Raw genomic sequence first — 21555 nt, 5'->3', positions numbered from 1 at the left:
TTCTTAGCAGTAACAAAATACAGAAAAACCCCGAAAATTGCCAGTATTGACACTTCTTCGGGGTTATTTTATTGGCAATGTGTTGATTATTAAATATTTACAAGATTAAAGGGAAGCCACTGTAGATCAGAAGGCGTAAAAATTTGTTTACTTGGTAGATTCTGACTGAATCTACCAAGTAAATAACTATCGTAATTGTATAACATTCTTATAGCCGACACACTTAAAATATTCTATTATAGCTTCTCTTTGCTTAATTGTGCTACAACCATATCGTCCAGATTTATTATTTACATACACATGATTATCTTTGCCAAACCATAGTTCTCCTCCCTGTAAAGCATTCTTTCCACCTGTTAAGTTAGTATGACACACTACTTTTCTTGAAGATTTTTCATTTGGTGTATTTTCTGGTATAATCCTTAATCCTTCGTTATCAATAACCCATAGGTAAGTTGCCTCCTTGGCATTTTCGTTAATAATATCATTAGCTTCTGCTAATATTACGTCAGAAGGAAAACTATTTTCAGTAGCATCATAAACTAAATGTTCAAAAGGTGCTGTCAAATCTTCTCCTTCTAATACTTTTCGTTTAAAATCAACTCTTTCAAAAGGTTCAACGGTAGGACCCAAATTTAGAATTTGTATTAATGATGGCTTAGGCATACTATTAGACCTTTACATATACTTTTTCTTTGGCTTGTTCTAATTTTCGTAAACCATATTTTCTAAGAGCATTCAGCGGAGATATTACTTTTAATTTTCCAAAATCGTACTCTAATAATTCTGAGTTACAAATGAATAAATAATTCTCCTCTTCATTCAGATAAAATTGGAAGTCAGCGTTTAAGAAAAGGTTTTCTATAAATTTATCATCCAGTTCATCGAAACTAACATTTATATCAAAAAAAGCGTCTAAAAGCCAAACATCATCTTTGTTAGTAATATAAGTTTTTATTTTCTCATCTTTCGACAGTTTTTGAAATGGAGAAATTTTCTCATAATTCCAAATTGGAAAATCAGAGATTATAAATGAAGGTTGTATATATACAAAATCATTTATAATAATTGTTTCTTTAAGTTTTTTGCGAAAATTCAAAATACTTTGTCTGCTATTTTGAATCTTTCTATAATCTTGATACACCTTTGAGGTATCTTCCAATTGATTACTATTCGTCCAAGAAATTTCAGAAGTCTTACTCATCGCTTTTCATTATTTCTTTATAATCATCCGTGATTGCCCAATTAAATGCTCTATATAACTCTGTATTAATATCGCTAAAAGTATCTATAAGATTTTTATTACTAATTGTATTCAAACCAGTAAACATAGTTAAATCTAATATTATTTGTCCAATTGAGTCATTTATTTTATTATAACCATATTTTATATTTAGACTTGCTTCATCTTTCTCAAAAACGATACTATTAATTGATTGTTTGATATAATTAATATTGGGGATATAATCTATACTACCTACTAATTCAGAGTTAAGTAATTGCTTCAAAGTAATTGCACCGTTATTATCATTAAGTGTAAAGTCAATGATATTTACCTTCCTTTCTGACAACCTTTTTATTTGATAATTAGAGAGTTCATTTTTTAATAAGATTTCGACTTCACCAAAAATAGTTCTGAAACTATTAAATGACTTATAACTTTTTCCATGTAAAACTATCGCCAATACATTGTTTTCAAAGGCAATGACGTTTAAGCCATCTTTTGATTTAAATTCAATTGTCTTATTATGTTTCTCAATATTAATCTCTTTAGATTTATCTCGGGATGACAGAAAATTTGTTTCCTCCCTATTATTTATAAAAAAGTTTTCTTTGAATAGTTTACTTATTTCCTCTATGTGGTTTTCCCATTCGATAACATAATCGAACTCAATATTAAATATTGAACTTCTCAAAAAAGTTCTTTTGTACTCTGTTTTGGGTATATCTGGAAAATCAAACATTGCTTATTTTTTCTTGTAAAATTAGGAAAATATAATTTTTGGTTCCTTATAATAATTCTTTAATTTTCACTAAGTATAACCAAAGCTTCTTTTATTTTTATCTACAAAAACATTTCCTGCAAAGCCTTCCAAAGGGCTTTTTTCTTTTCTACATCATTTTGCAATTCACTTAAAGCATCTGAAAATAAGAAGCGAATGTTTTTTATTTCTTTGGTTTGATATGGATTGAGGGGAATTTCAAGCTTAATTTGCTGTAAAGCCACACCAAAAGTGATAAAATGACTGATTAAATTCTGAGAAAAAGCTGTTCTAGCATTCATCTGGCTCAAATCAGCCAAGCGAACCAAATCTACTTGATTAAGATTTAATTTCACTGCTGTGAGGATTTTTCCCAATAAAGCTTGGTCGGCATCACTACAATCGTCCACCAAAATAACTACTCTATGGTTGGGAACAAAATGTAAAGGTTCTTGTACTTTTTCAACTTTTACTGCTGATACAACTTGTTCAGCAACTGGTGCTACAATCAGTTTTTTTTCAACAGATACTTCTTCGTTTTGCACCGTTTTTTCAGGAATTACATACAATTGTTCTCCTGCAAAAAGTTGTTGAAAAAGTATGGTATTATTCTCAGGCATTATCTCCTACAATTAGCATTTTAACAAAAACTTTCCTACAAATTTCAAGCAATCTTCTGGTTCTTCAATCATTCCCATGTGTCCTACTTCATCAAGTATTGACGATGAGAAAAATTTAGGAATCATAATCTGTGCTTTAGCATCTGCTGGGTTCACACTTTTATCTTTTTCCCCGATAATAAACATCACTGGGCAACGTAAAGATTTTAACACATGTTTACGGTCGGGACGGTCACGCATGGCTTCCATTCCAGCAATCAATGCTTCGAGAGGCAAGGTTGAAGAAGCCTCAATATGTTTTTGAATAATTTCAGGATACTTTTTAGCAAAAGCTTCCGCATATAAATTAGGCGTTGATACTTTGATAAAAGCTTCAGCACCATGAGTTTTCAAAAACTCAACATTCTTATCTCTAGCCGCCTTTTTTTCATCTGAATCTGCAAAAGCAGTAGAATGAAAAAGCCCTAAACCCAATACTTTCTCAGGATATTTTTCAGCAAAAGCTAAAGCGATATAACCACCCATCGAATGCCCAATGATAACACACTTTTCAAATCCTTTTGAAGTAACGTCTTTTTCAACAAAATCGGCATAATCTTCAATTGATTTCAAATTACTCAGTCGTGCATATTCTGGAACAATCATGTAAAAATCCTTTTGCAAAAAAGGTACATAACCACTCCAAATGGTAGCATCTTCACCAAAACCATGTAATAATACAACTGCTTTTTTCATAATATTCATTCACGAATGCTAACCAAAAGGTTTTATTCGCTTTATTTTAATGATTTTTCGGGATTTCTCTCCCTCTAAATTTTAGTAAGAATCCAAGTAAACACACCACTAAACTTCCAAAAAACAATATACTTAACCACTGATTATAATACATAATAGCGAACATACATACAACAGACAACACGAGGGCAATTAAGGGAAAATATGGATAAAATGGTGCGATAAATGGGCGGTCGAGTGTTGGTTCTTTTTTACGCAAAGCTAATAAACTCAACATACTCATCGCATACATGACCACAGCTCCCAAACCCGACATGATGATGATTTTGTCGGTCGTTCCCGTAAAAATAGCGATTGCTCCTACAAATCCTCCAGCAATCAAAGCCCAATGTGGCGTATGATATTTTCTGTTGACAATTGATAAAAATTTAGGCAAATAACCAGCACGAGCTAAAGCAAAAATTTGTCGAGAGTAACTAATCGTGTTACAATGAAACGAAGCAATCAAACCAAAGAGTCCTAAACTAGCAAATATTTTCGAAAGACTATTATTTTTCCCCAAAGCCATTGAAAGCGTTTCGGGCAAAGGATAGTCAATATTACTTAAAGTTCGCCAATCGCCAACACCTCCGCTTAAAATCATTACGCCCAAAGCCAAAATCACTAAAGTAATTATACTTGAAATATAGGCTTTGGGAATCGTTGTTCGTGGTTCTTTTACTTCTTCTGCTACCATTGCTACACCTTCAATCGCTACAAAAAACCATATAGCAAAAGGTATTCCAGCAAAAATACTGTTAGCAGTAATCGTAGGAGGATTATGTGCTAGAAAGTTTTCTGTTTTGTAAAAAGGAAAAATAACCGCAATAAAAATTATCAATTCCACAACAGACAAAATTGTAACAAACAGGGAAAAACGGGCAGATTCTTTGATACCGAAAAGGTTAATCGTGATAAAAATCACATACATTGCGATAGCCGTTGGCACTACTGGAATAGCGGGATGCAAAAAATGCACATAGCTTCCTAAAGCATAAGCGATGGCTGGCGGTGCTAATAAAAAATCAACTAAAGTGGCAAAACCAGCAATAAAACCTCCTACTCTTCCAAAAGCACGATGAGCGTAATCAAACGCCCCACCAGCATGAGGAATAGAAGTAGTGAGTTCTGTGTAAGAAAAAATAAAAGTAACGTACATCACCGTTACCAATAAAGTAGCAATTAAAAAGCCAATTGTTCCAGATGAAGCCCAGCCATAATTCCAGCCAAAATATTCACCCGAAATTACTAGCCCAACTGCAATTGCCCATAATTGAGTGGTGTTGATTACTTTTTTTAAGGTTGGTTGATGTGTTTCAGGTATTGGAAATTCACTATCAGTTTTCTGCATAAGTTTAAAGTATTAATGAAGGATTATAAATTTGATGAATTGATAATGCTATTTATATTTAAAAATATGCTTCAATATTCAATAAATGAAGCCTTTCATGGATGATAATTCCGTTAAAACAACGTCAATATCTAAAAATTGACGACCGAAAGCTGACCACTGAAAGCCATTTTACAATTGGCAATTAAACAAATATACAAAAGGCTCAGAGAATCTCTGAGCCTTTTGTATTAAATTCTAAATAGATAATATCGCTTACTAAGCGGTTACTTTCAGAATACTTACCAGTTTGTCCACTACATAATCAATCTCTTCTACCGTGTTATATTTCGAGAACGAAAATCTCACTGAAGGTCTTTCAGGTGAAACATTCAAGGCTGTTAACACGTGTGAGCCAATATCTGAACCACTTGTACAAGCACTTCCGCCAGAAGCTGAGATCTTGTTAATGTCTAAATTAAACAAAAACATATCCGCTTCTTCAGATGGTGGGAAACTTACGTTTAGAACAGTATAAAGACTTCTTTCTAAATTAGCAGAATCTCCGTTGAATTCGATGCCATCTAATTCTGTACTTAGTCTATGAATCATTCTGGCTTTCAATGCTTCAACATGTTTTCTATGCTCGTCCATTCCTGAATAGGCAATTTCTAATGCTTTGGCTAAACCTACGATTCCATACACATTTTCAGTGCCACCACGCATATTTCTTTCTTGTGAACCACCATGAATAAATGGCGTGATTTTGTTTTTTGCATTGATATACAAAAAGCCAATCCCTTTTGGTCCATGAAATTTATGTGCCGCACCCACCAAGAAATCTATTTTCAATTGTTGCAAATCATGACGATAATGTGCCATCGTTTGTACAGTATCCGAATGAAAAATTGCACCATAATCTTCACACAATTGTCCTACAACATTCAAATCTAACAAATTACCAATTTCGTTATTTCCGTGCATTAACGAAACCAATGTTTTAGGATTATCCCGTAGTAATTCATCTAAATGTGTTAAATCAATGTGGCCTTTATCGTCTAGTTCAACATAACTTAATTTAATTTTACCCTTTTTAGCCAAGTACTCCAAAGTATGCAATACAGCGTGATGTTCTAAACGAGAGGTAATGGCATGAGTAATGCCAAAGTCTTCGATAGAACGAACGATGGCAGTATTATCAGCTTCCGTTCCGCCAGAAGTAAAGAAAATTTCAGCAGGGGAAGTATTTAATAAACCAGCAATTGATTTTCTAGCACGTTCAATCGTATTACGAACTTCACGACCATGAGTATGGATTGATGATGGATTTCCAAAACTGGATTCCATCATGGGTAACATTGCGTCGATAACAGCTCTATCCATCGGAGTTGTTGCTGCATTATCTAAATAAATTCTATTCATTGAATTAATTTGGAGATTAATGAAGTGTTTTGTTGATAAACAGTCATTTAAAAGTCTATCACTTCTCTATAACTAATGGGTATTTTTAAAAACTAAAAATGCCAGACCAAAGCCTGACATTTTCAAAACATTAATACTATATAAGCTTATATTGAAGCTACTATCTCTTTAATATCGCTTATCAATTTCTTGGCTAAATTGGCTGCCTTTGTAATAGAATCTGATTCTGAGTAAATTCTAATAATTGGCTCTGTATTTGATTTTCTGAGATGAACCCATTCCTTATCAAATTCAATTTTCACCCCATCAATATCATTAATTGGATTCTTAGAGTATTTCTTTTTAATCGCTTCTAATACTCCATCAACGTCAATTTCTGGCGTTAATTCAATCTTATTTTTTGAAATATAATACTCTGGATAACCTTTTCTTAATACAGAAATTCGTTTTCCTGCTTTTGCTAAATGTGTTAAAAATAAGGCGATTCCAACCAAAGCATCACGACCGTAATGTAATTCTGGATAAATAATTCCTCCGTTTCCTTCTCCCCCAATTACTGCTTTCGAAGATTTCATCAAAGTCACTACGTTTACTTCACCCACTGCCGAAGCATAATACTTTCCACCAGCCTTTTCAGTAACATCACGCAAAGCACGAGTTGAAGAAAGGTTAGAAACTGAATTCCCTTTTTTGTTTTGTAAAATATAATCTGCAACAGCTACTAAAGTATATTCTTCTCCAAAAGGTGAACCATCTTCACACATGAAACAAAGTCGGTCAACATCAGGATCTACAACGATTCCTAAATCGAACTTACCTTTTTCCATTGCGTTGGTTATATCTGTTAAATTTTCAGGCAAAGGCTCAGGATTATGAGCAAAATACCCTGTTGGCTCGCAATGTAATTTTGTAATTTGTGTTACGCCAAGAGCTTCCAATAACATTGGTAAAGCAATTCCTCCTGAAGAGTTTACAGCATCAATAATTACTTTAAAATCTTTATTTTTAATTGCCTCAACATCAACCAATGGCAAAGCCAAAATCAAGTCAATATGCTTTTGAAGCCAAGTATTGTCTTGGATATAAGTACCCAATTTCTTGACATCTACAAAATCAAAATCCTCATTTTCAGCAATTTGAAGCATTTCTTCTCCATCATTTCCTGAAATAAATTCACCAGTAGCATTCAATAATTTCAAGGCATTCCATTGAATTGGATTATGACTTGCCGTTAAAATAATTCCTCCAGCCGCTTTTTCAGCTGGTACAGCCATTTCAACTGTTGGTGTTGTAGAAAGTCCTAAATCAATTACACTTAAACCTAAACTTTGTAGCGTTCCTGTTACTAATTTGGAAACCATGTCGCCAGAAAGACGAGCATCACGACCCACTACAATTTTAAGTGTTTCGGGATTTTTCCGCTTTAACCAAGTGCCAAAAGCAGCTGTAAATTTAACAACGTCTAAAGGTGTTAAGGCTTCTCCCGCTTTTCCACCTATAGTTCCTCTGATGCCCGATATTGATTTGATTAGTGTCAATTGCTTAATAAAATTTAAAGGAGATAGTTAAATTATCAAAAACTAAAGTTAATATAAAAATGCCTGTTTCTTAAAATAAACCCGAATTGTATCTATTTAATTGTACATAAATTTATCTAACGGTAATTTTTTTGTTTCTATACGTGTTTTTTAAACATCAAATAAGTCGTAAAACAAGTATTTTCATTTTAGAAAAATGATATTAACATAAAAGCCTTCAAACTGTAAAGTCTGAAGGCTTTTGTTAACCGACATGGATTCGAACCATGAATGACAGTACCAAAAACTGTAGTGTTACCATTACACCATCGGTCAATTTAATTCTTTTGTGATTTGACTTGTTAATTAAAGGTTTCTTAAAACAGTTGTTTTAAGAAACCTTTTGTTAACCGACATGGATTCGAACCATGAATGACAGTACCAAAAACTGTAGTGTTACCATTACACCATCGGTCAATCGCAATTGAATTGTGGTGCAAAATTAGTAGTATAATTTGGTTTTGTCAAGCTCTTTTTTCAAAAATTAATTATTTACGTCCATTCAACTTCCTAAGTAATTGAATATTTGTTCATTAACTTTTCAAAAAAGGTTCGAATTTATCTATTTATATTCTTATGATAATGAAACGCCACTTGTTTCTACGGCTGGAGCAATCTTTTTCACCAAACCTTGTAATACTTTACCTGGACCACATTCTACAAAAACTGTTGCTCCATCTTCAACCATATTTCTTACAGATTGCGTCCAACGAACTGCACCTGTCAATTGTGAAATAAGATTTGCTTTAATTGTTTCAACATCTGTTGAAGGCTGCGCATTTACATTTTGGTAAATCGGACAAGCTGGTTGTTCAAAATGAGTAGCTTCAATGGCTGCTGCTAATTCTTCACGAGCAGATTCCATCAATGGCGAGTGAAATGCACCGCCTACTGGTAATAATAATACTCTTTTCGCTCCTGCTTCTTTCAATTTTTCGCCAGCTTTTGCCACGCCTTCGTTTGAACCTGAAATCACTACTTGACCCGGACAGTTATAATTAGCTGCTACAACCACTTCGTCTGTAATAGAAGCACAAATTTCTTCAATTACTTCATCCGAAAGGTTTAAAACCGCTGCCATCGTCGAAGGATTATTTTCGCAAGCTTTTTGCATGGCTAAAGCACGTGCAGCAACTAATCTCAATCCATCTTCAAAACTCAAAGCACCCACAGAAACTAATGCAGAGAATTCACCTAATGAATGTCCAGCAACCATTTCTGGTTTGAAATCAGCGGTTTCTTTGGCTAAAATAACAGAATGCAAGAAAATAGCTGGTTGAGTTACTTTAGTTTGTTTGAGTTCTTCGTCAGTTCCTTCAAACATAATATCTGTGATACGAAAACCTAAAATTTCGTTTGCTTGCTCGAATAATGCCTTAGCTGATGCTGAATTATCGTAAAGGTCTTTACCCATGCCCTTAAATTGAGAGCCTTGACCCGGGAAAACGTATGCTTTCATTTGAATAATTAAATGAATGTGAGTAAAAATAAGTAAAAGAGTATAGCGTTTCTATGACTCTAAAAGTCCGCAAAATTAACTATTCAAATCAACTATTTACTATTCGTTCAGAGAAATCTTTCTTTTAAATCAGGACTTGGCATTCTACAAACCTCTGATTTTCCGAAGAGTTTATAACGATTTTTTGCAATCAAATCATAAAAAAAATCAAGGATAAAAGTAGGTAAAATATTGAATACCGATAAATACTTCCAAAAACCTGACAAATCTTTGGCAATTTCTAAAGCTGCTTCTGATTTAATGTATAACCTATTGTTTTTCAACAAAATAACTGAATCAAAATCTGAAGTATTTCTATTGTACTTTTTCAAAGTTTCATATCCAAAGTCAGATTGTAAAGAAGCAAATTTAAAACGCTTTTGATTGTCATGCTCAATCACAAAATTGATGGAAGCGTTACAAAAATTACATACGCCATCAAATAGAATTATCTGTTGATCTGTTAAAGGAGAATGTATATTTCCCATAAAATATTATCTTAGTACAACGAGTTTAATCGGAAGGTCAATAGCATTAATAATAAAATTAAACTTTAATCATTCAGAATATGACTACAACCATTATTATAACCATTTGTTCCTTACTATTAATTGCTTACGCATTTGATTTAACATCATCTCGAACCAAAATCCCGTCGGTAATACTCTTATTACTGTTGGGCTGGCTTGCAAAACAGGTTACAACATTTGCTCAAGTTCATGTTCCAAACCTCAATCCGATTCTGCCTATTTTGGGGACAATCGGATTAATATTGATTGTATTAGAAGGAGCTTTAGAGCTAGAATTAGACAAATCTAAAATTCCGATTATCAAAAAATCCTTTCTCGTCGGTTTTTTTCCAATGCTAATTTTAGCATTTTTCTTAGCTTTTGTTTTTCAATATTTTGGAGAAAACTCCTTCAAAGATAACCTTTTAAATGTAATTCCGCTTTGTGTTGTGAGTAGTGCCATAGCCATTCCAAGTGTTAAAAACTTAAAACCTCACGATAAAGAATTTATTATTTATGAAAGTAGTTTATCAGATATTATTGGCGTACTTTTTTTCAATTTTGTAGCATTGAATTCAACAATAAGCTTCAATTCATTTATGGATTTTGGGCTGGAATTATTAATTATAAGCATTATTTCGTTTGTTTCTACAGCTACTTTATCTTTTCTATTAAGTAAAATAGACCATTCTATAAAGTTCGGACCAATCATTTTATTAGTTATTCTGATTTATGACATCGCAAAAATTTATCATTTACCAAGCTTGATTTTTATTCTTCTTTTAGGGCTATTTCTAGGGAATCTTGATAAACTAAAACGATTTCCTTGGATTCAGCAATTAAAACCCGAACAATTAGAAATTGAAGTCAACAAATTTCATGAGCTAGTTGGAGAAGCTACTTTTTTAATCAGAGCTTTATTTTTTATATTATTCGGTTATCTCATCGAATCTGCTGAAATTTTAAATACCGATACGCTAAGTTGGGCTGTTGGCATTGTATTGATAATTTTTCTGATTCGAGCCATTCAATTAAAATTATCAAAACTTCAACTTAAACCTTTACTTTTTGTGGCACCAAGAGGATTAATAACCATTTTACTTTTTTTAGCCATTGAACCAGAACAGCATATTCCACTCATGAATAAATCATTAATCATTCAAGTGATTGTGTTAACGGCATTAGTCATGATGTTTGGGTTGATGAATGTGAATCAAAATGAACAAAATCATCAAGAATAGATGTTAGCAGATTAATTGTTTTAATTAAGCTAACTCGCAAGAAATTGAAAATTAAATCCTTATGCAAAATTATGCTAACCATCCTTTTTTTTGTTGCCTTTATTGCTATTGGCATCTATATTTTTATGCAACAAAAAGTTTTTGGGAAAGACCCTTCAGGCGACCGTCTAGCTCGTATCGAAAAATCACCCAATTATAAAGCTGGTTCTTTCCAAAACCTTTCTGTTACTGAAGTAATGCCAAAAGAGGCTTCTTATTGGGGAATGTTTAAAGATTTTCTGAATAAACCTAAAACTGTAGAACCAGATCGTGAAATTCCATCCGTTAAAACAGATTTAAAAAAATTACATGCTGAAAAACCAACAATTGTTTGGTTTGGGCATTCTTCCTATCTAATTAAATCGAAAAACACAAACATTTTAGTTGACCCAGTTTTTAGTGGATCGGCTTCTCCTGTTTCATTTTTTGGAAAAGCATTCAAAGGTGCTGATGCTTATGAAGTAGAAGATTTTCCAAATATCGACATGCTTGTTCTCTCGCATGACCATTACGACCATCTTGATTACGTGACTATCAGCAAATTAATTCCTAAAGTAAAGAAATTTTATACTGCTTTAGGCGTTGGCGCACATCTTGAACATTGGGGTGTAAAACCAGAAAATATTGTAGAATTTGATTGGTGGGAAAGCCAGAAAGTAGCAGACAACTTAACGATTACTTCAATACCAGCAAGGCATTTTTCAGGACGAGGCTTTACTCGTGGAAAAACACTTTGGTCTTCTTTTGTTTTGAATATTGACAATTACAATATTTTTATCGGAGGAGATTCTGGTTATGATGAGCATTTTAAAATCATTGGCGAAAAATTCGGACCATTTGATATTGCTTTATTAGAAAATGGACAATATGGAAAAGATTGGCCATTAATTCATACTTCGCCCGAAGAAACCGCTAAGGTAGCCGAAGAATTACAAACCAAAGTATTAATGCCTGTACACTGGGCAAAATTTGCTTTAGGTTATCATGCTTGGAACGAACCAATCAATCGCTTAACAAAAAGCTTAGCACATTCAGACATCAAACTTACAACCCCCATTATTGGCGAACCAGTGGTTTTAGACAGTATTTATCCACAAAAAGTCTGGTGGAATTTTTAAAATATTGATGTATTACAAAGCCATACATACTTTTGAATTGCTTCTTTTATATTTGTGAATGGTCAAGCGACTATTAAAATCTAAATATTACTCAAACTATGAAAAGAAGAGATTTCACTAAAAACATCATTGCTGGTACTGGTTTAGCTACTTTGCCTTCATTCGCAAAATCGGCTGACCAAGTAAACTTAGCAACTCCTCAACCTGTATTTAAATTAAAATATGCTCCGCATTTTGGCATGTTCCAAAATTCTGCGGGAAAAGATGAAATCGACCAATTGAAATTTATGCACGAAATGGGTTTTCGGGCTTTAGAAGATAATGGTATGATGGGTAGAAGTCCAGAATTACAAAAGAAAATCGGCGACACAATGGCTAAATTGGATATGTCGATGGGCGTTTTTGTAATTGATGGTGGCGATAATTGGAAAACTTCGTTGGCAACAGGCAAACAAGAATTCAAAGATGTTTTTGTGAATACTTGTAAAAAAGCGGTTGAAGTTGCCAAACGTTGTAATGCTAAATATATGACGATTGTACCCGGTTATTTCGAAAGAAACCTTCCGATTGGTGTACAAACAGCAAATGTGATTGATGCTTTTAGAAGAGGTGCTGAAATTTTTGAACCACATGGTTTAGTAATGGTGATGGAACCGCTTTCGGATAATGCAGATTTATTTTTACGCCATTCAGACCAATCTTATTTGATTTGTAAAGCGGTGAATAGTCCATCATGTAAAATTTTGTTTGATATGTGGCACATGCAACGCAACGAAGGACGCATGACACAACACATGGATTGGGTTTGGGACGAAATTGCGTACTTCCAAATTGGCGATGAGCCGGGTAGAAAAGAACCAACAACTGGTGAAGTAAATTATAAATTCTTATTCAAACATATTCACGAAAAAGCCAAAGCGACCAATAGAGGTGAATTTATTTTGGGAATGGAACATGGAAATTCAATCGGTGGCAAAGAAGGCGAAATGAAGTTAATTGAAGCTTATCGTGCTTCTGATTTAGCTTAAATATATACTTATAAAAATAGGATTGGATTTAAGTCCAATCCTATTGAAAAAACCTTAAAATCTATTTCCTACCATAATCAGCAGGATTTTCACCCCAAAATTCGGTTTCCCATTTCAGGATTTTATTGCTGTATTTATTGTTTTGCAACCAAAGTATTCCTCTATCTACTAATTGAAAAAGCTCTTCATTTTTAGCATTTCGTTCAAGCTTTGTCTTTACTGCTTTATTTTTAATCCAGCTAATAGCCGTTTTTGAATCTGAATAAATTGGTAAAGTTGAATTATGTTTCTGCAAAAAAGCCAAACCGTGAACAATTGCTAAAAACTCACCAATATTTACCGTTCCTTCAGGAAATGGCCCCATTGCAAAAAGTACTCTTTTCGTAGCAGTTTCAACGCCTTGGTACTCTAATTTCCCTGGATTTCCGGCACAAGCTGCATCAACTGAAATACTTTCTTGTAACGGTTTTCCTACTAAAGCCGCAGATTTACTTGATTTCCCAGTAGCTCCACTTTGTGTTTTCTGAACAGATTGCCAATAATTTCCTTTGAAGGCATCATCAGCTTCTTTTCTGCTTTCAAAAGATTTATATTGAGCCGTTTCAAAACCTTTTACTTGTTCTTCTGTTTCAGCCCAAGTTTCAAAAACGCCTGTTTTGCGTCCTTTCCAGACTACATAAAATTTTGGTTTCTTTGCCAATGTCAATCGATTCTTTAAATTCTTACTAAAACAATTATCCAATTCTTGATTTGATAATTTTAATAGAAATCGCTAATAAAATTACGCCAAAAACTTTTCTTAAAACGTTTGCTCCTACTTGTCCCAAACGGTTTTCTATCCATTGCGAAGCTCGCAAAACGGTATAGATAAATACTAAATTCAGTAAAATTCCCACTAAAATATTGATTTCATCAAATTGCGATTTCAAGGAAAGAATCGTAGTCATCGTTCCTGCACCTGCAATTACTGGAAAAGCCAGTGGTACAATAGAAGCCGCTTTTGCACCACCTGTGGATTCTTCGGATTTGAAAATATTTCTACCAAGTGTCATTTCCAGACCAATCAAGAAAATAATTAAAGCCCCAGCAATGGCAAAAGAATTAATATCAACTCCAAAAAGATTTAAAATAGATTTTCCGACATATAAAAAACCAATCATAATTCCCCCTGAAACTAGCGTTGCTTGTTCGGCGTGAATATCTCCTGTTTTTCTACGAATATCAATAATGACAGGAATTGAGCCTAAAATATCAATGACTGAAAAAAGAATGAGTGAAACCGAAATGATTTCTTTAAAATTTAATTCCATTGCTATGATTGTAAAATTTCTTTGAGTTTACTTATTTCAAACGGTTCTATAGCAGGAAAATTAGCAATCCTAAAAGTTGTATTTTTCCAAGTACCGTAGCCATTTCCCAACGTAATGCCCGATATTTTAGTTCGCTCTTTTATCGCTTTAATTTGTTGTTCGTCGCCTTGTACAGCAATTACAGTATCTGACTGTATTTCAATATTTTGCACCAAACAATTTAAACCAAATTTATCAGAACTATTAAAGAAATCATACCAATCTTTCGCTTGTTTTTTAATTTTTTCAGAAATCACAGAAATATTAGAAATATCACTTAAAACTTTATTCAACAAGTAAATACTTAATACATTTGGCGTATAATGTGTTTGAAATTTGGCAAAATTCTCTTGCATAAACAATAGGCTATTGTAGTATTTTCTATCATTAATTTGTTCGGCTTTTGCTAACGCTCTTGGCGAACAAATCATAATGCCCATACCAGCAGGCAAGCCCAAACACTTCTGAACAGAAGCAAACCAAACATCTCCATTTTCCCAATCTAATTCAATTCCACCTAAAGATGAAGTAACATCAACTGCAATAATGCTTTCCGAAAAAGCTTTTCTGAACGGACTAAAATCTTTGATTTGCGTACCGTTAGAAGTTTCGTTTTGAGTTAAACAAAGTACTTCAACTTCTGCATTCAATGCTAAATTAACAGATGGGCTTTCTGTTAATGAATATGGAATTCTATCGGTTTGCCCTACGATTTTACTGCTGTAATCCGCCCATTTTTCGCCAAAAGCTCCATTATAAAAATGTGTCGTTTTTTTTGAAGTAAGCGACTGAGCAATAATTTCCCAAGCCTCTGTTGCCGAAGAAACAAAGTAAATGCTGTAATCAATTGGAATATTCAATTTTTCGTGCAAAAGTTGAATCGCACTTTTCGTGATTTCCATACATTCTGCACTGCGATGATTGATACTCAAAACGCCTTCTTCAAAAGCATTTTGCATGTATTTTGCAACCTGCGGATATACTTTTGAAGGACCTGGATAAAAGGTTATCATTTACTTAATGTTATCCGAAATCGGTTAACCGTTAACGGTGTTAATCGGCGTAATCCTTGAATTTTACAATACTGCCTCACGCCTATCCAATTTTATAAAAATGTTTGAATCGCAAAATCGTAGCCACGCAAACCAAAACCAATAATAATTCCGATAGAATTTTTACTGATATAACTATGATGACGGAATTCTTCACGCTTATGAACATTTGAGATATGTACTTCAACAACGGGCGTTTTAACACCAGCAATGGCATCAGCCAAAGCAATTGAAGTATGCGTAAAAGCACCAGCATTCAATACAATACCGTCGTAAGAAAAACCGATTTCATGAATCTTATCAATCAAAAAACCTTCATGATTCGACTGAAAATATACTAAATCTACTTTATCTGAATATTTATCTTTTAATACCTCAAAATATTGCTCGAAAGTCTGGTGACCATAAATTTCTGGCTCACGCTTGCCCAATAAATTCAAATTTGGACCATTGATGATGATAATTTTTTTCTTTGACATTGTTTTTCTACATGAAAGGTTATTCCAAATCTGTAAAGCAATGCTTCACAAATGGTTTTTGACTATCTTTGAATTAATATTTTCTGTTTTAACTCAAATTTTCAATAAATCCCATATTAATATCTATGCTATGGCAAAGCTATCTAAAAAATTTCAAAAGCTATCTTACTTTAGAACGTTCTCTTTCTGAAAATTCGATAGAAGCTTACCTTCGTGATGTTCATAAATTATGGCAATACCTTGAAATTGCTGGCGAAAATGACATTAATCCTGAAACAGTCAACGAAAAGCATATTTTTAATTTCTTTACTTACATGGGCGAATTGGGCTTAGAAACTACTTCTCAAGCTCGTATTTTATCAGGACTGAAAGCATTTTTTAAATATCTTTTATTGGAAGATGTTATCAAAACAGACCCGATGGATTTGATGGCTTCTCCGAAAATTGGCAGGAAATTACCTCCTACTCTTTCTTTCCCCGAAATAGAAAAAATATTATCTGTCATCGACCTTTCTACACCCGAAGGTGCTAGAAATCGTGCTATTTTAGAAGTACTTTACAGTTCTGGTTTACGAGTTTCTGAATTGGTTGAAATGCAATTAACCGAATGCTTTTTAGACATCGGTTTTATCAGAATTATCGGAAAAGGCAATAAAGTAAGGCTTGTGCCAATTGGTAGAGATGCCATTCATTATCTTGAAATTTACTTAGAAAACATTCGAAAATTTCAGGTAATAAAAGAAGAAGCTGGTAATTATGTTTTTTTAAACAGAAGAGGAAACAAACTTACCAGAGTAATGATTTTCCTGATTATCAAAGACTTAGTAGCACAAGCTGGCATTCATAAAAACGTGAGTCCGCATACTTTTAGGCATTCTTTTGCCACACATTTAATAGAAGGCGGAGCAGATTTGCGTGCCGTTCAGGAAATGTTGGGACATGAATCAATAACAACTACCGAAATTTACACCCACTTAGACCGAGAGTATTTACAACAAACCATCGTAGATTTTCATCCAAGAAGTAAAAAGCATCTTAAAGTTTGATGTGATTTCGGATACGGCTCAAACTATCGGGATGAATGCCTAAATAGGAAGCTAAATCTTTGATGGGAATTAATCTTAAGGCATCTGGCTGATTTTCAAGCAAATATAAATATCTTTGTTCTGCATTTTTTGAAATCAACGAATAAGTACGTTTGCTTTCACGAACATACAATTGTTCAGCAATTAGTCGATGAAAACGTTCGGCATTTTTAGATTTTTCCATCAATTCCAACACTTTCGGGTAGTATAAACGAAAAGCATTAACTGCCGTTACCGCCTGAATTGAAATATGAGAAGCTTGTTGAGATAAACAAGAAGCAAAAGAGCTAACAAAATTCCCTTTGAAGCCTAAATCGACACAAATTCCCTTACCCTCTTGCGTAAATGCTTCGTATTTAACAGCTCCTTCAATGATGAAGTAAGCATATTTTTCTACCTCTCCACGAACTGTCAAAAATGCTTTTTTAGGAAACGAAACTTCTTCTAGCAATTGTTTATAAAACTCCCATTCTTCCGTAGAGAAATTCGCAAGCTTAAAAATCGATTCTTTGACAAGATTCGTTTTATCGAAAGGGAAGTAAACCATATTCTAATTGTCTTAATTCAATATCAAAAAAAATGCTGAGTTTAGTTTAAAACTACACTCAGCATTCAACAAAGTTAAAAATATTTCTGGTTTCAATGTGATTTTTTAATTCCACATAAGATAAGTGACGAGGTCATTATCTCTTTCTACTTCTTCAATGATTTCTAGTGGATAATCAAATTTAATTTCTTTTGAATCCGTTTGAGTAAAAGTAATTACGTAGCCGTTTGATTTTACATTAACAACTACACCGTCTCCATAATCCGTATGACGAATACGAGAGCCTATGCCTAAGATTGGGTTTAACATAATGATTATATTTAATGATTAAATTGCTTACTTCCTTTATACAAACTAAACCAGCTGCATTAGAAATAAGCTTAGTGGTTGAGCTCGTAAAGTTAATAAACGTAATTTAATATTTATATAATATTCATATAATTATTTTTTTTATAAATATAATTATATTTTATGTTTACACCAATCAGTTTTTTTCATCGTCAATCCTCTGGAAATGGAATATAGATAAAACTTGCAAAATCTCTATCAAGCACAAAAAGACAGCAGTATTCGTCTGCATCTTTATAACTTGACTGAAAAACCTCTAAATTTTCTTCTGCAATAATTTCTCTTTGAACAAATTCTTCCACAAACGAAGCATGATAATTCCAAGTATTTCCACTCATTTCATGAATACCAATTAGCTTTTGTCCGATTTGAACCGGATTTTGTGAAACTGCAAAAATTGGGAATTTAGAGAATCCTCTCGTTCTAATTTGATAAGATGCTTCTTTCAAAAATTCTGCTACCAAAGCAAAATCAGCAGAAATAATGCCCAAATATTTCCCATTCAAATCTGGAGAATTGGGTGCATTTGATATAGCTGTGTAATCTTCAATCATTGTTTTTTTATTTTGTGGACTTAGGGACTTGAAGACTTTAGGATTGGAGAACTAATTTTAAGAATACTGTTTTTAAAAGTAAAAAAGTCTTAAAATCTTACATTCATAAACTCCTTCAATTCTAAAGTCTTCAAGTCCTAAAGTCCTCTAGTCTTATAAACTAAAATCTTGCCGCAGACAGCAAACTTAAATCTTTATAATTCAAACCAAATTTCTTGGCAATGTTGGCATTGGTCAAACTTCCTTTGAAAGAATAAACTCCTTTCATAAATGCTTTGTTCGCAAAAATCGCCTCTTCTATTCCACCAGTTTTACCAGTTTTCAACAAAAAGGACGTAAAAATATTACTCAGAGCCTGACTTGCAGTATGTGCTACTCTTGAAGGAATATTTGGCACACAATAATGAATAACACCGTATTTCCTAAAAATGGGTTTGTCATGTGTGGTAATTTCTGACGTTTCAAAACAACCTCCTCTATCAATACAAACATCAATAATTACAGAATCAGGTTTCATCATCGAAACCATTTCTTCAGTAACAATACAAGGAGTAAAACCATCCTCTGCACGCAAAGCACCAATTACAACATCGGCATCACGAATGGCTTGGGTTAGCACATTAGAATCAATGATACAAGTATAAATATTTTGACCAACCGAGTACTTCAATCGTTGTAATTTAAAAATATCTTTATCAAATACTTTCAAATCTGCACCTAAACCAATTGCAATTCTTGCAGCATATTCTGAAACCGTTCCTGCACCTAGAATTACTACTTTGGTCGGTGGTACTCCAGTAATTCCCCCTAAAATTACGCCCATTCCATTATTGGCACTGCTCAAACATTCGGCAGCAATGAGCATTACTGTACTTCCTGCAATTTCAGACATGGCACGAATAATGGGAATTCCGCCAGCATTATCTTCAATGTATTCATAACACAAGCCCGTTATTTTCTTGCGATTCAACTTTTCGAAATACTCTTTCGTCAATTTCGACATGTTCAACGAAGAAACTACCGTTGCGCCATGTTGTAAATACTCAATTTCATCATCAGTCAGCGGCTGAATTTTTACAATTACATCTGCTTTGAAAAGCTCTTCAGTTGAATAAACTATTTGAGCTCCAGCTTCTGAATATTGATTATCAGTAAATTTTGCACCATTCCCTGCTCCTGTTTCAATCAATACTCTATGCCCATTTCTGATTAGTAAAGCAACGGCATCAGGTGTTAGCGAAATCCTATGCTCTTGCATTGATACTTCACGAGGAAGACCTATGAAAAGGCTTTTGGCATTTTGTTTTGTCCAAACCAATGCCTCTTGCGTCATTAATCCTGACTGAGCAAGTACTTCTTTAAATCCTGAGGGTTGAGCCATTTTGATTGCTTAATTTCAATTACAATAAGCTGGATGTTTGAAGACAAACATCAATGCTAACACTAAACTTTTGACAAATTTATCACTCTTTTACCATTTTCATCTACTTCGATATTTACTTTCAAATGTTTGGAAGGTAAAAGGTTTTCTACTTTTGATGGCCATTCAATAAAACAAAAACCCCCAGAATAGAGATAATCTTCGAAACCAATGTCCATAGCCTCTTCTTCATTTTTGATTCTGTAAAAATCAAAATGGTAAATATTCTCTCCTCGTGTAGTAGCATATTCATTGACGATAGAATATGTTGGACTTTGGACATGACTATTCACTAACATACATTCACAAATTGCTTTAATCAAAGTAGTTTTGCCAGCGCCCATTTGTCCTTCGAAAAGCCAAACAGGAGTATTTTTGCCAAAAGCCAAAATGGTTTGAGCCGCTTTATTGATGTCTTTTAGCGAAGAATATTCTATTGTTTTAGTGTTGATTTGATTTTTACTCATTTCATTTGCTATAAGCATTAGGCAATAAGCTTCAGGCTTTTTTTAATTTATTCTTTATAAGATATTTTCAAATATATTCTTTTTACAAGTATATATCATCATTCATAACTCATAGTTCATCATTGAATATCAGTTTAACCTAAAAACTGACTTAAATAGTTTCTTGCAGTTAAGATTGCACTCTCTACATTTTCGTTTGAACCTTCATAGGCTTTGTCTTCTACTTCAATCACAACTGGTCCACGATAACGAGCATCATTTAATGCTGAAAAGAATTTTCCCCAGTTAATATCTCCTAAACCCGGTAATTTTGGAGAATGATATTCCAATGGGTTTGCCATGATGCCCACTCTGTTTAGTTTATCATAATATACTTTTGCGTCTTTCAAATGAATATGATGCAGGCGATCACGATAATCATATAATGGGCGAGTATAATCCATCATTTGCCAAACCAAATGAGAAGGGTCATAATTCAAACCCAAAGTAGCAGACGGAATAATTTCAAACATTTTATCCCAAATGGCTGGCGTGGTTGCCATATTTTTCCCCCCAGGCCATTCGTCGTTTGTAAAAAACATTGGGCAGTTTTCAATGCCAATCTTCACACCTACTTCTTCGGCGAGTTTAACAATATCTGTCCAAGTTTCTTTAAATTTATCCAAGTTATAAGCAATATTTTTAGAAGGGTCTCTACCGATGAAAGTGTTCATCACAGGAATTTCCAATTTAGCCGTAGCTTGAATAATTTTCTTGATGTGGTCAACATAAAAATTTGCCTTGTTCACATCTGGGTCGAGTGGATTAGGATAATAGCCTAAACCTGAAATAAATACTCCTTTTTCCGCAGTATAATTCTTGATGTGAGCAATCTGAACTTCATCGAGTGTTTCTACATCAATATGAGTAACTCCTGCATAGCGACGAGCATCAGCATTTCCTGCTGGCCAGCACATTACTTCTACACATTTAAAATTCTTTTCTGAGGCGAAATCTATTACTTCTTCAAAAGTACGCTCCGCTAAAATAGCACTGACAAATCCTAATTGATGCATTGTATGTTTTGAAATGTATTAAATTGGTTTTTAGTAAATTTTAAGTAAAAATAGACAATCG

24 protein-coding genes and 2 tRNA genes are annotated in these 21555 nt (G+C 33.5%); 4 read left to right on the top strand and 22 right to left on the bottom strand.

The features are described 5' to 3' along the window. Positions 1-186 precede the first annotated feature (186 nt). From VB776_RS09710 to VB776_RS09655, 12 genes are all read right to left on the bottom strand, one after another. Positions 187-633 (bottom strand): hypothetical protein, encoded by a 447-nt coding sequence (locus VB776_RS09710; protein WP_323328454.1) that lies wholly within the window; start codon positions 631-633, stop codon positions 187-189. A gap of 37 nt (positions 634-670) precedes the next feature. After that, positions 671-1204, bottom strand: a complete 534-nt coding sequence (locus VB776_RS09705; RefSeq protein ID WP_323328452.1) for a hypothetical protein — start codon at positions 1202-1204, stop codon at positions 671-673. After that, positions 1197-1964 (bottom strand): TIGR04255 family protein, encoded by a 768-nt coding sequence (locus tag VB776_RS09700; RefSeq protein WP_323328450.1) that lies wholly within the window; start codon positions 1962-1964, stop codon positions 1197-1199. Before VB776_RS09700 ends, VB776_RS09705 begins: the two co-directional genes overlap by 8 nt. Positions 1965-2065: 101 nt before the next feature. Continuing rightward, positions 2066-2602, bottom strand: a complete 537-nt coding sequence (locus VB776_RS09695; protein ID WP_323328449.1) for a DNA polymerase III subunit psi — start codon at positions 2600-2602, stop codon at positions 2066-2068. Positions 2603-2614: 12 nt separating this feature from the next. Further along, entirely contained in the window at positions 2615-3337 is a 723-nt protein-coding gene (locus VB776_RS09690; RefSeq protein WP_323328447.1) for an alpha/beta fold hydrolase, read from the bottom strand. Positions 3338-3383: 46 nt separating this feature from the next. Further along, positions 3384-4727 carry an ethanolamine permease gene (gene eat, locus VB776_RS09685; protein WP_323328445.1) on the bottom strand — a complete coding sequence of 448 codons (1344 nt, stop codon included), beginning with the start codon at positions 4725-4727 and terminating at the stop codon, positions 3384-3386. A 258-nt stretch (positions 4728-4985) separates the two neighbouring features. Further along, positions 4986-6128, bottom strand: coding sequence for a cysteine desulfurase family protein (locus tag VB776_RS09680; protein WP_323328442.1), 1143 nt, complete (start codon positions 6126-6128; stop codon positions 4986-4988). 146 nt (positions 6129-6274) lie between these two features. Continuing rightward, complete coding sequence (gene glmM, locus VB776_RS09675) at positions 6275-7666, bottom strand: phosphoglucosamine mutase (RefSeq protein ID WP_323328440.1); 1392 nt, start codon at positions 7664-7666, stop codon at positions 6275-6277. Between the two features lie 244 nt (positions 7667-7910). Then, positions 7911-7981 (bottom strand) — tRNA-Gln (locus tag VB776_RS09670). Between the two features lie 70 nt (positions 7982-8051). Continuing rightward, positions 8052-8122 (bottom strand) — tRNA-Gln (locus VB776_RS09665). A gap of 157 nt (positions 8123-8279) precedes the next feature. Continuing rightward, the gene (fabD, locus tag VB776_RS09660) at positions 8280-9164 is read right to left on the bottom strand and encodes an ACP S-malonyltransferase (protein ID WP_323328438.1); all 885 of its coding nucleotides are present in this window, start codon (positions 9162-9164) and stop codon (positions 8280-8282) included. Positions 9165-9271: 107 nt separating this feature from the next. Continuing rightward, positions 9272-9691 (bottom strand): thiol-disulfide oxidoreductase DCC family protein, encoded by a 420-nt coding sequence (locus VB776_RS09655; RefSeq protein ID WP_323328436.1) that lies wholly within the window; start codon positions 9689-9691, stop codon positions 9272-9274. An 80-nt stretch (positions 9692-9771) separates the two neighbouring features. Here VB776_RS09655 and VB776_RS09650 point away from each other — a divergent pair, with 80 nt between their 5' ends. The 3 genes from VB776_RS09650 to VB776_RS09640 all read left to right on the top strand — a co-directional run bounded on the left by VB776_RS09650 (position 9772) and on the right by VB776_RS09640 (position 13138). Continuing rightward, the gene (locus VB776_RS09650) at positions 9772-10953 is read left to right on the top strand and encodes a cation:proton antiporter (RefSeq protein WP_323328433.1); all 1182 of its coding nucleotides are present in this window, start codon (positions 9772-9774) and stop codon (positions 10951-10953) included. A gap of 71 nt (positions 10954-11024) precedes the next feature. After that, the gene (locus VB776_RS09645) at positions 11025-12110 is read left to right on the top strand and encodes an MBL fold metallo-hydrolase (protein WP_323328431.1); all 1086 of its coding nucleotides are present in this window, start codon (positions 11025-11027) and stop codon (positions 12108-12110) included. Between the two features lie 98 nt (positions 12111-12208). Continuing rightward, positions 12209-13138, top strand: coding sequence for a hydroxypyruvate isomerase family protein (locus VB776_RS09640; protein WP_323328429.1), 930 nt, complete (start codon positions 12209-12211; stop codon positions 13136-13138). Between the two features lie 61 nt (positions 13139-13199). Here VB776_RS09640 and VB776_RS09635 read toward each other — a convergent pair whose 3' ends face one another. From VB776_RS09635 to aroQ, 4 genes are all read right to left on the bottom strand, one after another. Then, a complete protein-coding gene (locus tag VB776_RS09635) occupies positions 13200-13838 on the bottom strand; it encodes a ribonuclease H family protein (RefSeq protein ID WP_323328427.1) in 639 nt (212 codons plus the stop codon). Positions 13839-13872: 34 nt separating this feature from the next. After that, the gene (locus tag VB776_RS09630) at positions 13873-14448 is read right to left on the bottom strand and encodes a MarC family protein (protein ID WP_323328425.1); all 576 of its coding nucleotides are present in this window, start codon (positions 14446-14448) and stop codon (positions 13873-13875) included. A 2-nt stretch (positions 14449-14450) separates the two neighbouring features. After that, entirely contained in the window at positions 14451-15500 is a 1050-nt protein-coding gene (locus VB776_RS09625) for an aminotransferase class V-fold PLP-dependent enzyme (protein WP_323328424.1), read from the bottom strand. A gap of 92 nt (positions 15501-15592) precedes the next feature. Continuing rightward, complete coding sequence (gene aroQ / locus VB776_RS09620; RefSeq protein WP_184133645.1) at positions 15593-16018, bottom strand: type II 3-dehydroquinate dehydratase; 426 nt, start codon at positions 16016-16018, stop codon at positions 15593-15595. 125 nt (positions 16019-16143) lie between these two features. Between aroQ and xerD the strand changes: the two genes are divergently transcribed. Further along, complete coding sequence (gene xerD / locus VB776_RS09615) at positions 16144-17064, top strand: site-specific tyrosine recombinase XerD (protein ID WP_323328421.1); 921 nt, start codon at positions 16144-16146, stop codon at positions 17062-17064. Here the strand turns inward: xerD and VB776_RS09610 are convergent. The 6 genes from VB776_RS09610 to VB776_RS09585 all read right to left on the bottom strand — a co-directional run bounded on the left by VB776_RS09610 (position 17054) and on the right by VB776_RS09585 (position 21494). Then, entirely contained in the window at positions 17054-17650 is a 597-nt protein-coding gene (locus VB776_RS09610) for a Crp/Fnr family transcriptional regulator (RefSeq protein ID WP_323328419.1), read from the bottom strand. The two genes, xerD and VB776_RS09610, sit on opposite strands and share 11 nt — an antisense overlap. Before the next feature lie 105 nt (positions 17651-17755). Further along, positions 17756-17959: a hypothetical protein gene (locus tag VB776_RS09605; protein WP_184133650.1), complete on the bottom strand. Its 204-nt coding sequence runs from the start codon at positions 17957-17959 to the stop codon at positions 17756-17758. Between the two features lie 191 nt (positions 17960-18150). Next, a complete protein-coding gene (locus VB776_RS09600) occupies positions 18151-18552 on the bottom strand; it encodes a hypothetical protein (protein ID WP_323328417.1) in 402 nt (133 codons plus the stop codon). A 160-nt stretch (positions 18553-18712) separates the two neighbouring features. Further along, the gene (locus VB776_RS09595; RefSeq protein WP_323328415.1) at positions 18713-19933 is read right to left on the bottom strand and encodes an alanine dehydrogenase; all 1221 of its coding nucleotides are present in this window, start codon (positions 19931-19933) and stop codon (positions 18713-18715) included. A gap of 62 nt (positions 19934-19995) precedes the next feature. Then, entirely contained in the window at positions 19996-20457 is a 462-nt protein-coding gene (tsaE, locus tag VB776_RS09590) for a tRNA (adenosine(37)-N6)-threonylcarbamoyltransferase complex ATPase subunit type 1 TsaE (RefSeq protein WP_323328413.1), read from the bottom strand. 116 nt (positions 20458-20573) lie between these two features. Continuing rightward, complete coding sequence (locus VB776_RS09585) at positions 20574-21494, bottom strand: sugar phosphate isomerase/epimerase family protein (protein ID WP_323328411.1); 921 nt, start codon at positions 21492-21494, stop codon at positions 20574-20576. Positions 21495-21555 lie beyond the last annotated feature (61 nt).

The organism is Arcicella gelida (assembly GCF_034931025.1).
GTDB classification, from domain to species: Bacteria; Bacteroidota; Bacteroidia; order Cytophagales; family Spirosomataceae; genus Arcicella; species Arcicella gelida.
This window is presented reverse-complemented; position numbering and strand designations above follow the sequence as displayed.